The following is a 12637-nucleotide window of genomic DNA, read 5'->3' as shown; positions in this document are numbered from 1 at the left end:
TTATATAATTTACCACTATCGGCTCTATTTTAATTTATAGCTTTGAGTAGCTATCTACCATATGAAAAAATTGAAGCAAATTATACAGGACGTTAAACTCCTGATAGCCGAAAATAAACCCGAAGAACTTAATACCATACTATGGCAGCTGATCTGCTACCCGCCAAAAATGCCCTTGCGCTTACAGCAGGAACAGCTTATGAGCGAAGCCGAAAAGTTTAGCGTGGTTGTCGACGATCCATATTTTACCCATAAGCAATTACAGGTAAATGGCTTTAAATGGGGTAATGGTGATACCAGCGTTTTACTAAGCCACGGCTGGGGTTCAAAAGCGGCCGATTTTGATGGCATGATAATCGCCTTAAAGGAAAACCCAGCCTTGCAGATCGTAGCGTTTGATGCGCCTGCAAACGGCAGTTCAGATGGCGACCTGTCTAACCTTTTACTATTTGCCAATGCGGTTAAAGCTGTGATTGCCAAAACAGGCGAACCGGATATCGCTATCGGCCATTCCTTTGGAACGATGGCTAATGTATCAGCATTAACGGATCTGGGTATTACCCCAAAACTGCTTATCAGCATCGCGCCGTTCATTTTATTGCAGGAGAACTTTATGAGGAGCATGACAGCGGTTGGTGTACCGGATGCTGCGCAGCAAGCTTTCCTTGACGATTTTAATTCTCGCTATGGTGTTTACCCGTCAGAATATGCCATGCAGAAATTGTATAAGTTTGACGACACGCTAAACCATTGGCTGGCCTATGACGAGCAGGATGCCATGCTGCCCAATGCCTACCTGCAAACATTTTTAAAAGCCCATCCCTCCATTAAAACCAAAAGCTACAGCGGTGCCGGGCACGAGCGCATTATTAAATCGGCAGAGGTGATTGCTGATTTGGCGGGGCAGGTGAATAGGGTTTTGTAAGAATGGTATGGAGAGCCTGTATGATCATAACAGGAAGGACAATAAGCAGTAGTTGGCCTGTCCATTCGTGATCTTACTCAGCCGGTCATTGCTTCGCTCGATCACCCTCTCTTCGCTGCGCGGAAAGAGGATTTAAGAACTGGTTTTTCTTCTCACCCTCTTTGCGCAGCAGAGAGGATCGCGCACGTAGTGTCGCAGGGTGAGTAGAACTACGCGGTTGTCATGGTGTAAAGCCTTTGCGTGCTTATGTCTTCGACAAGCTCAGGCTGACAATTTTTAATCTGTATTATTTCCTCTCACTCCACACTAACGTTGTGGAGAATTTTTGGACGGTTTCAACTCATTCAATTTCACCAAAACCTTACCTTTAACCCATGTTTACCCAACCACATTACGACGATAAAGCCTTCGATAAAATGGTGCTTACCGGCGCTGTTGTAAACCATAAAGAGTTTCAAAGCTGTACGTTCCGCAACTGCGATTTTAGCAACAGCAACTTTGGCCGCAACAAGTTTTTGGATTGCACTTTCGAGGAATGCAACCTGTCTATGATGCAATTTGACTCCTCAACCCTTAACGATATCGCATTTAAAGGGTGTAAAATAATGGGCGTAAACTTCAGCAAAAGCGAAGATTTTTTGTTCGGCGTTGGGTTTGATAATTGTATTTTAGATTATGCTTCCTTCGCGGGTAAAAAAATGGTGAAGACCAAATTTAAACGCTCGTCATTAAAAGAAGTAAGCTTCACCCAAACCAATTTAAACGGTTCCGTTTTTGACGAATGCGACCTGCTCGAAACCGTTTTTAACCGCAGCGATCTTTCGGCTGTAAATTTCGCAACCTCCTACAACATCATCCTGGACCCTGAATTGAACAACCTCAAAAAAGCGGTTTTCGCCATGGCGGGGCTGGAAGGGCTATTGACCAAATATGGGATAAAAGTGGTGTAAGAATAAATAAAACCCGTGGAGAAAAACGCGCGGGAAAATGAACATAAAAAAGCCCGGCTGCTTACGCAACCGGGCTTTTTCTTATATCTTGACTCTTATTGTCTTTCTTCTCTTACTAAACGTGAAATTTATTCGCCTTTATGTAGTTGTAGCTTTGGGTGATACTCACGAACGGATCGCCGGGGCAAATATCCTGCTCGTTGAAAAAGTATTTTAAGCCAGCCTTTTTAGCATGCGGGAAAATGGTTTTGAAAGGGATAACACCGTTACCTACTTCGGTAAACATTTGTTTTGGCGTTTTATCCATATCCTTTACGTGCCATAACGGGAAACGGCCCGGGTGTTTTTTAAACATGGCAATAGGGTCTTGCTTGGCTTTGTACATCCAATAAATATCCATCTCCATTTTTACCAGGTCGGCATCGGTGGTGTTCAGCAATACATCGTACGGGTATTTACCATCCTGCGATGCAAATTCAAAATCGTGGTTATGGTAACAAAGCTGGATGCCTGCTTTTTTAGCTATTTCGCCTGCTTTATTCAATTTTTCGGCAGTTTCTTTATAATGATCAAGTGTGCCGCGCTCGCTGTCTAACAAATATGCGCAAACCATATATTTAAGGCCTACAGCAGCAGCATCGTCAACAGCTTTTTGCCATTCGTTGCTTATGGTGCCTTTAGCGGTTGGCATACCTTCGCCCAGCATAAAGTGCCCGCTTGGCATAATAAGGCCGTTGTCGCCCAATACCTTTTTAAATTCGGCAGGCTCCATTCCGTAGAATTTTTGCGTACCGGTGTAGGTAGCACCTTCAACCGAGTTAAAGCCTACTTTAGCAACTTTGGCAAGTGTAGCAATTGGGTCTTTAGCCATTGCATCGCGCACGGTGTAAAGCTGTACGCCCACATATCTCTTTTTATGGGCTGCATATAATTCTGGTGCCAATAGCAGGCCGGCCGAAAGCACCGCGGTGCTTTTCAGGAACGAACGTCTTGATGTCATTATCTGGTTTGTTTAATTTGGTTTGTGTAAATGTAACGCATTGACTATACAAAACAAATAGACCAGCTATTTTTTAAAAGGTTTAATTTGAAGCCGGGCGCGGTGGTTTCTTATTACCAAAGCGTTTTGGGTTGCGTTGACCGTCCCTGCGCTGGCCGGATGCAGAACCATGGGGGCGATCTTCCCGTGGCGGCGCCTCAATACTTTGCAACACTTCAGGCAGTTCTTTAAGAGCGATCGGTCTCTCTATCAGGTCCTCAATGCTTTTTAAACGTTTAAGGTCGCGGTTATTCACGAAAGTTATCGCTGTACCTTTAGATGCGGCGCGTGCGGTACGGCCAATACGGTGTACATAATCTTCGGGGTCGCCGGGCACGTCGTAGTTCACCACCAGGTCAATACCCTCCACATCAATACCGCGCGATAGTGCATCGGTACCAATTATTACAGGCAATTGCTTGTTCTTGAATTTTAGCAGAATCTCTTCGCGCTCGTTCTGTTGAAGGTCTGAGTGAAAAGCGGCCACACTAATATGGGCCGACTTCAACTCTTTATAAAGCGATTTTACAATTTCCTTACGGGATGCAAAAATGATTGAGCTTAAGTAGCCACCATCTTTCAAAAGCATTTTTAACAAAGGCGTTTTCTGCCCGTCATGCAACTTGTAGATCTGCTGGTCGATACCTGCCGCAGGTTGCGATATGGCAATGTTTATTTGCTGCGGATCTGTCAAAATAGCCTTGGCCAGCGTACGGATCCTGCCCGGCATGGTAGCCGAGAACAAAAGCGTTTGGCGTTTTTTAGGCAGATAACCTATAATACGCATAATATCATCAGAGAACCCCATATCGAGCATGCGGTCGGCCTCGTCTAATACCAAATGCGTAATATCATTAAACTTTAACACGCCTGATGTAAGGTGGGCAATAAGCCTGCCCGGGGTGGCTATAATGATGTTCACGTTATTTTGTATGCCACGGCGTTGCTGCTCGTAAGCCATACCGTCGCCACCACCAAAAATCGCCTGCGAGCTTACGCCCGTAAAATAGGCAAGGCCTTCTACCTGCTGGTCTATCTGCTGGGCAAGCTCGCGCGTTGGGGCAAGTATAAGGGCAGTTGTATGGTGCTTATGCGTGTTACATATATAATTTAGAACCGGCAGCAAATATGATGCTGTTTTGCCGGTGCCTGTTTGTGCGCAGGCTATAAGGTCGTCGCCATTTAAAATAGCCGGGATGGCCATTGACTGGATAGGGGTTGGAGTAGTGTACCCCATGCTCAAAACGCCTTCTAAAAGCTGTTCGTTGAAATTAAAATCCTGAAAAGTCACTTATATTATTAAAGATGAGCATGCAAGGTAAGCAATTTTGTTGTTTTATGCATGTTTACTTTATTATGATGTGGTATCATGTATTTTTGAAACCTTATAAACCGCACTCTAAATTGCTATTAAGAAAAACTATTTTCTAAGTAAATCATTTATTAGTTTTCGTTGATATATGTTTAAACACTTTACTAAAGCGCTCTTCTTTTTTTTATTCCTATTTGTGGCAACATCGGGCAAGACTTATGCCTCTGCTGTCGATACTACAATAGTTAGCCCTATAGATACCGGCAAGGTTGCCGATCGTATGGTTAACCGCGCGTTCAATAATATTTACATACAAAATTTAAAGCCATCCTTTTTTGGGCAGGAGCTTTTCCAGCCTGTAAAAACCATGCTGGTGGGCGATATTAACGCGCACTTTGTAATGTTAAACAGCGCTAAGTCGCGTTTCTTTTTTGATATTTCTACAAGGGTGAAACTTCGGTTACTAAAAGCAAACGGCGAGCCTGTGAAATCGCCAAGCTATATGCCCAGCGGTAATTTATACTACAGGCTAAACCGCGACCCTTACAAACCGCAGTTTTTACAATTATCATACACCCACCACTCCAACGGCATTCGCGGGCCAACACTTAAACCTGATGGCGGGTTTAACCGCGATAGCGGCAAGTTTAGTACTGATTTCCTTTCGGCAAACTATACTATTGGTAAACGGATAGATAAGGCAAATACCATTGATAACCATTATAGCACGTTGGGTGTAGAGGTCCACCGCGGATTATTCGGCCAGTCGGGTACAGCAGTAGGCTTGCCCGGGCGTTACGGATTTGTGCGCGTAAATGGCGGCTATATATATAATATAGCCAAAAAATACCAGGACGACATCGATCCAAAAAAAACCGACTTTAAAAATTGGCAGCGCATCCAGTTCGATTTTACTTATATAGCTGATAAGTACAATGGCTACGGCGCGCTCAATTTAAAGAAGCGGTTCAACGCCGGGCTTAAATATTACTACCAATTTCCATTTATGCAAAATGTATCGTTTATGGTGGGCGGCGGTTACCGCGGGCAGGACGATTATAACATCTACTTTGAGGATAGCTACGCTTATGTGCAGTTCGGCATAGCATCGGGGTTGAACTTCCTGTTTCATAAGGATTAGGCACTAATGGCCCCCTTACTCCTTCTGCATCTGTAAAATTTTTGATTGATGTTTACGTTGATATAGCATCAATAAAAATAAATCCTACATTTAGCTTTCTAAAATTTACACGTAGCGCCCCTACGCTGCTAAAAAAACATCTAATGAAAAAATTGATCTTGAGCACGCTTGCTATTGCAGCGTTACAGTACACCACTATGGCACAAACCAAGTTATTTGATGGCAAAACAACCACAGGCTGGCATGCTTATTTGCAAAAAGACGCAGGCCCATGGAGCGTTGTTGACGGCGCTTTGCAGTTTGACCCTAAAGCACCGCATTCAGCCGATTTGGTAACCGATGGCGAGTACGAAAATTATGAACTTTCTGTTGACTGGAAAATTGCAGAAGGCGGTAACAGCGGTATTATTTTTGGCGTTCACGAAGACCCTGCTTTAGGCGCTACCTACCTTTCGGGTATCGAGATGCAGGTATTAGATAACGTAAAAGCCGAAGACAATAAAAAGCCGAGCCACCTTGCAGGTTCGTTATACGATTTAAAGGCAGCCCCTGCTGATGCAGCGAAACCTGCAGGTCAGTGGAACACGGCCAAGATCCGTAAAGATAAAGGCCACCTGACTTTTTGGCTTAATGGTAAACAAACTGTTGATGTACAGATAGGCGGCCCCGAATGGACCGAAATGCTGAACAACAGCAAGTTTAAAACCTGGAAAGACTTTGCAGCTTACCCAAAAGGCCGCATCGCTTTACAATCTCACGGCGCGGACGTAGCATTTAAGAACATCACGCTGAAACAACTGTAGATCATCAACGCAAATATTTTATAGTTCGACATATAGTATATTAATGGAAGAGATACAGATCAAGAAAACAACCGAAACCTACGATGTAGTGGTTGTGGGCTCGGGCGCGGGCGGCGGTATGGCCGGCTACGTTTTGGCAAATGCAGGTATTAAGGTTTTAATGCTGGAAGCAGGTGCCTACTTCGACCCCAAAACAGATTCGCACCAGTTAAAATGGGCATGGGAATCTGCACGCCGCGGCGCGGGCACCACCCGCCCCTTTGGCGATTTTGATGCCGCCTACGGCGGCTGGGAACTGGAGGGCGAACCTTACACCCAAAAAGATGGTACCGAATTTGCCTGGTTTCGTTCGCGCATGCTGGGTGGCCGTACCAATCACTGGGGAAGGATCTCGTTACGGATGGGCCCCGAAGATTTTAAACCAAAAGATGGCCTTACCGACCCATGGCCTATAACCTATGACGAGCTTAAGCCTTACTACGATAAGGTTGACCGTATGATAGGCATTTACGGCACGGTAGAAAATATAGAAAGCGAACCCGATGGCATTTTCCTGCCGCCGCCAAAACCACGTTTAAATGAGCTTTTTATTAAACAGGGCGCAAGCAAAGCAGGCGTAAAAGTCATTACGGGCCGTGGTTCGGTACTAACCGAAGCGCTTCCAAACAATAAAGACCGTGGCGCATGTTTTTTTTGCGGGCAATGTGGCCGTGCCTGTAAGGTTTACGGCGATTTTTCGGCATCATCATGTTTGGTTATCCCGGCCATGAAAACCGGCAACTTAAAAGTAATTACAAACGCCATGGTGCGCGAGGTTATTACTAATAAGGATGGTGTTGCAACCGGCGTATCATACGTAAATAAGGATGATTTGCAGGAATACCAGGTAAACGCCAAAACAGTGATACTTGGTGCAAGCGCGGGCGAATCGGCACGGATACTTTTAAACTCAAAATCGGCAGCACACCCGGGTGGCCTGGCAAACAGCAGTGGGGTAGTGGGCAAATACCTGCATGATTCTACCGGATCAGGCGCGGGTGGTTTCCTTCCGCAGCTGATGGACCGTAAACGTTATAACGAAGATGGCGTGGGCAGTGTACACATCTATTCGCCCTGGTGGTTAGATAACAAAAAACTGGACTTCCCGCGTGGTTACCACATCGAATATGGCGGCGGCATGCACATGCCATCGTACGGTTTTGGTGGTGGAATACAAGACATGAACGGCGCTGTGCCGGGCCGCGATGGTAAAAAGAAAGATGGCGGCGGTTATGGCGCAGGCTTAAAGGATGACTACCGCCGTTTTTACGGCACACAGGTTGGCATGGCCGGCCGTGGTACTGCCATAGCCCGTGCCGATAATTATTGCGAGATTGACCCTAACGGGGTGGTTGATAAATACGGCATCCCGGTGCTGCGTTTCAATTACAAATGGACTAACGACGAGATAAACCAGGCCAAACATATGCAGGAAACCTTTGAGGAAGTATTGCACAACATGGGCGCTATTTATGGTACCATGCAGGGCAAAGATACTAACTACGGTTTAGAAGCACCGGGCAAGATCATCCACGAAGTTGGCACCGTACGTATGGGCGACGACCCAAAAAAATCGGCACTGAACAAATGGTGCCAGGCGCACGATTGTAAAAACCTTTTTGTGGTTGATGCCGCGCCATTTGTGCAGCAGGGCGATAAAAATGCTACCTGGACCATATTGGCCCTAAGCATGCGCACCGCAGAGTATATAATTCAGGAACGTAAAAAACTTAATGTATAAGGCATCATGAACAGACGCGACTCCCTCAAAGCAATAGGTTTAGGAACAATATCAACCAGTTTATTCCTGGGTGGCTGTAAGCCCGGCGATAAAAAAACCGTAAATGCAAACGCCAAAGCAGAAGCTGTACCCGGCAGGCAGGCATATGAAGTAGAACGGGAAAACAAATTAAAGGACGAAAAGTATTTTGATGACCACGAAATGGCTACCATCACCATGCTTGCCGATATCATTATCCCTAAGGATGCCCATTCGGGCAGCGCATCAGATGCCAAGGTGCCCGAGTTTATAGAGTTTATTGTAAAGGACATCCCAAGCCATAAACTGCCTATGCGTGGCGGTTTAAAATGGCTGGACCTGCAATGTTTAAACCGGTATAGCAACACATTTATTAAATGCAGCAGTACCCAAAAAACACAGATATTGGATGAGATAGCCTACCCGGCTAAAGCAAAACCAGAAATGGCGCAGGGCGTGGCCTTTTTTAACCGCATGCGCGACCTTACAGCTTCCGGTTTCTGGAGCAGTGAAATGGGCACTAAGGATATTGGTTACGTAGGTAACACCCCCAACAAATGGGTGGGCGTACCCGCCGATGTGCTGAGGCAGTACGGCATGGAAAATATTAAAGTATAGTTTTAGCGTTAAATAAGATAAATCAAAGCGGCAATCTGCATAAGGTTGCCGCTTTGTCTTTTAATTCCTTTTTTGTTAGGGTAGCTCCTACGGAGCAAAATATATTTACTTGCTTTGCTACAAAGCGGTAGCCTCAAAGAGGCATAACAATCTTGCTTATTCGCAAAATTGGAAAGCGAAGAAAAAAGTTCTTTACCTGACCTTCATGAAGCAATAACCCTAAAATCTATGATAGAGTTGTGAATACTTTAAAGTTGACATGTCTATACAAAAAATGCTCCATTAGGAGCTAACGCTTTGTAGAGATCTACGGATAAAAATCTTGCGTGCCGTAGGTACGCAACCTTCTTAACTAAACCACTTTTTACCGGTAGCGAATTTTATGGCAGATGCCTTATTGCTTACGTGCAGTTTATCGTAAATATTGGCAATGTGTTTTCGTACCGTGTGGGGGCTGATGAATAACCGCTCGCCTATTTCCTGGTAATTTAGCCCGTCGACAATACGGTTCAGGATCTCCATTTCGCGGGTGGAGAGGGTGTGGTCAATTTCGGGTTTGGGCTCTTCTATCACATCTGGTTTGTTCCGTAGCATGGCCAGGGCTTTACGCGCTATTCGTGGCGACATCGGCACACCGCCTTCGTGCACAATTTCGGCTATGGCTTTTACAATGTTAGATACCTTTTCGTCCTTAAGTAAATATCCGCTTGCCCCTGCTTTGATCGCCTCGAAAAGTTTATCGTCGTCATCAAAAACGGTGAGCATTAAAAAATGCATAGCCGGGTACCGGTCTTTGGCTATGGTTACGGCCTCGATCCCATCCATTACAGGCATTTCGATATCCATCAACACAACCTGCGGCAGTTGTTCGGGGCTAAGGCCTTTTAATGCATCTAAAAAGTTAGCGCCATTGCAGGCCTGCAGCACTACATCTATCTCGGTATAGTACGAGATATTGTTTAATAAAGCTTCGCGAAGTAATTGCTTATCATCAACAACAGCTACAGGTATTTTACGCATAGTGGACAAATTATCTCCACTAAAAATAAGTATAAATTAATAAAGCCGCCCGATAAATGAGCGGCCTTATTAATTGTTGATTTTTTGTTTTGCTTAACAGCTATTTATTTTAGAAGTTGAAGCCGACGCGTAAGCCCATAAAGCCCTGGCCCTGGTAACCCTCGTACCTTATGCTGGCATCCAAACCACCCGGGTTAACACCAACACCCGGCGCATAGGTAAAATGCGTGCTGCCTATTGATTGCAGGTCGCCGTTAGCATCGCTATAGCACGATCTTATAATGGTTGCACCAGCCTCGGCGATAACATAAACCGGGCCCCCAACGTTGTATTTAAAACCGGCTTTAACCGGGATGTTTAATTGTGCTTTTGTGTCAATACCTACGTTAGAAAGGTCTTTAGGGATAAAGGCAATAGCGCCCGTTGTAATGGTTACAGCGCTTGCATCGTCAATACTGAAGGCACCACGAATGGTTAAACCTCCACCAACATATAATAATTTTTTAACCAGCCTAATGGCAAAGCGCCCTCAAGGCCTAAACCAAGTTTAAAACCCTGCGCGTGTGATTTTGTAGCAAAACCGGCCAGGATGATGAATGCGATAGTAAAGATCTTTTTCATTGTGCTTAAAATTTAGTGAGTGATTATTTATTTTTTAGGTTTTAACACCACTAATTAACAGGAATAATATCCCGCTCACGATACCACATATCTGGTATTTACACACGTAAGCAGCATAATGCACTTAAGGATTTTAAAGCATAAAAAAGCCCGGATATACTTAAATATCTCGGGCCATCACCATCACATCTGGTTAGACGCATATATAATAAAACGGGTTACATGCGGCTTTCAAAAAAATTAAATTAATTTGCGCTTACATTAATTGCAAATGGTTTACGCCCTTTCTAAACTACTTTACGTATTTATTTTGCCCTTCACCTGGGTGTTTTGCCTGCTACTTTACGTATTATTCGCAAAAAATAAAACCAGCAAGCGTAAGGCTTTAATTTTTGCTATCGCGATATTCTGGTTTTTTGGCAACAGGTTTACGGCTAATTTAGTGGCAAACATTTGGGATATCGAAGCTTATGATGCGCCTGCAAAAACCTACAGCGCGGCTATATTTTTGGGTGGTTTTGTATCTGAAGATAAAAAAGGTGAAGGACATTTTAACGGCGCTGCCGACCGTTACTACACCGCGGTAAAATTACTTGAAAAAGGCACCGCCACGCACCTGCTTTTTAGCGGCGGTAATTCGGATCTTAATCCCGACGGCTTCAGCGAGGCGAAATTTGTTGGGCAGGAGCTTAAAAAATTAAATATTGCCGATAGCCTGGTACTGTTAGATGGCAAAGCGCGCAATACCATGGAGAATGCTGCGTTCTCCAAGAAGTTAATACAAAAGGCAGGGTTAAAGCCCCCATATTTGTTAATAACATCCGCTTACCATATGCGCAGGGCAATGTTTATCTATAAAAAGGCGGGCCTGGATGTTGTACCATACCCTTCTGATTATATTATCAATTATGGCACTGTGATGCCTACCGATTTTGTGCCCGGTACAGAGGCTATGGGCAAATGGAACACCCGGATTAGGGAAATGGTTGGCTATATTGTGGCCGTGTTTAAATAAGCTTATGAGAAAATCTATTATACTATTATTGCTCCCTGCGTTTATATTGCAGGCGGCATACGCGCAAAAATCTATTAAGAAAACATCTGGCAACCCCATAGCCCAGGGCTGGTACGCCGACCCCGAAGCTACTATTTTTGGCAAGCAGTACTGGGTTTACCCTACGTACTCTGACAAGTATAACAAACAGGTGCATTTTGATGCTTTTTCCTCGCCCGATCTGGTGAACTGGACCAAGCACGATAACGTGCTCGATTCATCAAACGTAAAATGGGCTAAACGCGCAATGTGGGCACCTGCCATTGTGCAAAAAGGCGGCAAATATTATTTCTTCTTCGGGGCTAATGATATCCAAAGCGATAAAGAATACGGTGGCATTGGCGTGGCTGTGGCCGATAAGCCTGAAGGCCCTTTTAAGGATTATTTAGGCAAACCACTTATTGATAAGATAGTGAATGGCGCGCAGCCTATAGACCAGTTTGTATTTAAAGATACCGACGGCCAGTACTACATTATATATGGCGGATGGGGCCATTGCAACATCGCGAAGCTAAAAAGTGATTTTACCGGTGTTGAGCCTGCTGCCGATGGCAAGATCTTTAAAGAGATTACCCCGCAGGGTTACGTAGAAGGCCCAATTATGTTTATTCGTAAGGGCAAATATTACTTTATGTGGAGCGAAGGAGGCTGGACAGGCCCCGATTACCAGGTAGCTTACGCCGTAAGTAACAGCATAAACGGCCCCTTCAAAAAAATTGGCGTGGTATTAAAGCAAGACCCTGCAATAGCTACTGGAGCAGGCCACCACTCGGTGGTACAAGTGCCGGGCAAAGATGAATGGTACATTATTTACCACCGACGCCCCCTTACCGAAACAGATGGCAACCACCGCGTAACCTGTATCGATAAAATGATCTTTGATAAGGACGGATTGATCAAACCAGTTAAGATGACTAATGAGGGGGTGAGTGCTAATAGGATAAGGTAAGATTGATTATCGTTACACATAGGCGGCGTTAATATCGAATAATGAATTTTGAAGGCTGAATGATGAAGGAAAGCATTTAGCATTTTGGGCATGGCAACCCATTGGTAAAGTGCAGAGGTCTTCGACAAGCTTAGACTGACAATCAACAACAGTATTAACAACCAAAAGTGTAAACTTTTTTCAGGACGGGTTAGATGGGTCACTGTCCCATTCTGTCTCACTGTCTCACCCTGTCCCACTCTGTCTCACTATGAGACACGGGCACAAAACACATAGTCATTTAATTAACAATCACTTACTGCGTTAGTTGCAACTTCTATTGAAGTTAAATCATAAATTGTAAATTTACAAATACCTAATTATCAATCAATTACAAAAACGTCTCGCACCTTGTTATAAAAAGTGGG

The 12637-nt window shown here is 44.6% G+C and carries 12 protein-coding genes; 8 read left to right on the top strand and 4 right to left on the bottom strand.

Features of this window, described 5'->3' with window-relative positions; genetic code table 11:
- The first annotated feature begins 61 nt into the window (after positions 1-61).
- Positions 62-925, top strand: coding sequence for an alpha/beta fold hydrolase (locus tag ACVW0P_RS11725; protein WP_457132258.1), 864 nt, complete (start codon positions 62-64; stop codon positions 923-925).
- Positions 926-1299: 374 nt separating this feature from the next.
- Positions 1300-1875 carry a pentapeptide repeat-containing protein gene (locus tag ACVW0P_RS11720; RefSeq protein WP_457132257.1) on the top strand — a complete coding sequence of 192 codons (576 nt, stop codon included), beginning with the start codon at positions 1300-1302 and terminating at the stop codon, positions 1873-1875.
- 115 nt (positions 1876-1990) lie between these two features.
- Here ACVW0P_RS11720 and ACVW0P_RS11715 read toward each other — a convergent pair whose 3' ends face one another.
- Together ACVW0P_RS11715 and ACVW0P_RS11710 are read right to left on the bottom strand one after the other, a co-directional pair.
- Positions 1991-2875: a TIM barrel protein gene (locus tag ACVW0P_RS11715; protein WP_354426909.1), complete on the bottom strand. Its 885-nt coding sequence runs from the start codon at positions 2873-2875 to the stop codon at positions 1991-1993.
- An 82-nt stretch (positions 2876-2957) separates the two neighbouring features.
- Positions 2958-4205 carry a DEAD/DEAH box helicase gene (locus tag ACVW0P_RS11710; protein ID WP_457132256.1) on the bottom strand — a complete coding sequence of 416 codons (1248 nt, stop codon included), beginning with the start codon at positions 4203-4205 and terminating at the stop codon, positions 2958-2960.
- 169 nt (positions 4206-4374) lie between these two features.
- On the opposite strand from ACVW0P_RS11710, the gene ACVW0P_RS11705 reads away from it, so the two are divergent.
- The 4 genes from ACVW0P_RS11705 (at position 4375) to ACVW0P_RS11690 (ending at position 8586) form a co-directional block, all read left to right on the top strand.
- Positions 4375-5367, top strand: coding sequence for a hypothetical protein (locus ACVW0P_RS11705; RefSeq protein WP_457132255.1), 993 nt, complete (start codon positions 4375-4377; stop codon positions 5365-5367).
- Between the two features lie 143 nt (positions 5368-5510).
- Positions 5511-6170, top strand: a complete 660-nt coding sequence (locus tag ACVW0P_RS11700) for a 3-keto-disaccharide hydrolase (protein WP_354426912.1) — start codon at positions 5511-5513, stop codon at positions 6168-6170.
- Positions 6171-6213: 43 nt separating this feature from the next.
- A complete protein-coding gene (locus tag ACVW0P_RS11695) occupies positions 6214-7950 on the top strand; it encodes a GMC oxidoreductase (RefSeq protein WP_457132254.1) in 1737 nt (578 codons plus the stop codon).
- A 6-nt stretch (positions 7951-7956) separates the two neighbouring features.
- Complete coding sequence (locus tag ACVW0P_RS11690) at positions 7957-8586, top strand: gluconate 2-dehydrogenase subunit 3 family protein (RefSeq protein ID WP_457132253.1); 630 nt, start codon at positions 7957-7959, stop codon at positions 8584-8586.
- A 348-nt stretch (positions 8587-8934) separates the two neighbouring features.
- Here the strand turns inward: ACVW0P_RS11690 and ACVW0P_RS11685 are convergent, their stop codons facing one another.
- Positions 8935-9606 carry a response regulator transcription factor gene (locus ACVW0P_RS11685; RefSeq protein ID WP_457132252.1) on the bottom strand — a complete coding sequence of 224 codons (672 nt, stop codon included), beginning with the start codon at positions 9604-9606 and terminating at the stop codon, positions 8935-8937.
- A gap of 474 nt (positions 9607-10080) precedes the next feature.
- Complete coding sequence (locus ACVW0P_RS11680; protein WP_457132251.1) at positions 10081-10227, bottom strand: hypothetical protein; 147 nt, start codon at positions 10225-10227, stop codon at positions 10081-10083.
- 271 nt (positions 10228-10498) lie between these two features.
- On the opposite strand from ACVW0P_RS11680, the gene ACVW0P_RS11675 reads away from it, so the two are divergent.
- Together ACVW0P_RS11675 and ACVW0P_RS11670 are read left to right on the top strand one after the other, a co-directional pair.
- Positions 10499-11242, top strand: coding sequence for a YdcF family protein (locus ACVW0P_RS11675; protein ID WP_457132250.1), 744 nt, complete (start codon positions 10499-10501; stop codon positions 11240-11242).
- 4 nt (positions 11243-11246) lie between these two features.
- Positions 11247-12230: a glycoside hydrolase family 43 protein gene (locus tag ACVW0P_RS11670; protein WP_457132249.1), complete on the top strand. Its 984-nt coding sequence runs from the start codon at positions 11247-11249 to the stop codon at positions 12228-12230.
- Positions 12231-12637: the final 407 nt, after the last annotated feature.

It is taken from the genome of Mucilaginibacter sp. UYNi724 (assembly GCF_054057495.1).
This window is presented reverse-complemented; position numbering and strand designations above follow the sequence as displayed.

Excerpts from the sequence above, each read along its gene's own strand:
- ACVW0P_RS11670 (WP_457132249.1), top strand. The coding sequence starts at position 11,247 with ATGAGAAAATCTATTATACTATTATTGCTCCCTGCGTTTATATTGCAG.
- ACVW0P_RS11680 (WP_457132251.1), bottom strand. The coding sequence starts at position 10,227 with ATGAAAAAGATCTTTACTATCGCATTCATCATCCTGGCCGGTTTTGCT.
- ACVW0P_RS11700 (WP_354426912.1), top strand. The coding sequence starts at position 5,511 with ATGAAAAAATTGATCTTGAGCACGCTTGCTATTGCAGCGTTACAGTAC.
- ACVW0P_RS11715 (WP_354426909.1), bottom strand. The coding sequence starts at position 2,875 with ATGACATCAAGACGTTCGTTCCTGAAAAGCACCGCGGTGCTTTCGGCC.
- ACVW0P_RS11690 (WP_457132253.1), top strand. The coding sequence starts at position 7,957 with ATGAACAGACGCGACTCCCTCAAAGCAATAGGTTTAGGAACAATATCA.
- ACVW0P_RS11725 (WP_457132258.1), top strand. The coding sequence starts at position 62 with ATGAAAAAATTGAAGCAAATTATACAGGACGTTAAACTCCTGATAGCC.
- ACVW0P_RS11685 (WP_457132252.1), bottom strand. The coding sequence starts at position 9,606 with ATGCGTAAAATACCTGTAGCTGTTGTTGATGATAAGCAATTACTTCGC.
- ACVW0P_RS11705 (WP_457132255.1), top strand. The coding sequence starts at position 4,375 with ATGTTTAAACACTTTACTAAAGCGCTCTTCTTTTTTTTATTCCTATTT.
- ACVW0P_RS11675 (WP_457132250.1), top strand. The coding sequence starts at position 10,499 with ATGGTTTACGCCCTTTCTAAACTACTTTACGTATTTATTTTGCCCTTC.
- ACVW0P_RS11720 (WP_457132257.1), top strand. The coding sequence starts at position 1,300 with ATGTTTACCCAACCACATTACGACGATAAAGCCTTCGATAAAATGGTG.
- ACVW0P_RS11695 (WP_457132254.1), top strand. The coding sequence starts at position 6,214 with ATGGAAGAGATACAGATCAAGAAAACAACCGAAACCTACGATGTAGTG.